1 protein-coding gene is annotated in these 365 nt (G+C 32.9%); it reads left to right on the top strand.

The annotated features are described in order from the left end of the window. Positions 1-365, top strand: a 365-nt coding sequence (locus tag C1G53_RS09160) for a DUF2142 domain-containing protein (protein WP_153046695.1), incomplete at both ends; no start/stop codon positions are given.

The raw sequence follows: 365 nt of genomic DNA, 5'->3' as shown, positions 1-365 counted from the left end.
AATTCGTGATTTTTCAAAGGACAAATTATCTATCGATTTTTCTCTGAAATCGTTAATGAGTACACCTCAGCTAATTGGTCTAGTTGTAGGTAAATTGCTTTATCCGTCATATGGTATGATGGTCACTATAGGGCGCCTTTTTAATACAATAGTCTATATTATAGGTATCTACTATTTGATAAAAAAAATAAAGTATGGGAAGATGACCCTGTTTTTTGTCTCACTTTTACCTATGATGATTCAGCAGGCTGGCTCACTGTCTTATGATGTGGTGAACTATCTGGCTGTTGTTGCATTTTTTGTTTTTTATGTTAACTTATTGGTAGACAAGGTACTGACCACCAGGAAATTTATTAATTTAATAT

The sequence above is a fragment of the Streptococcus suis genome (assembly GCF_002960445.1).
Taxonomy (GTDB): domain Bacteria; phylum Bacillota; class Bacilli; order Lactobacillales; family Streptococcaceae; genus Streptococcus; species Streptococcus hyiners.
Note: the sequence above shows the minus strand (reverse complement) of the source record. Positions and strands in the feature narration are given on the sequence as shown.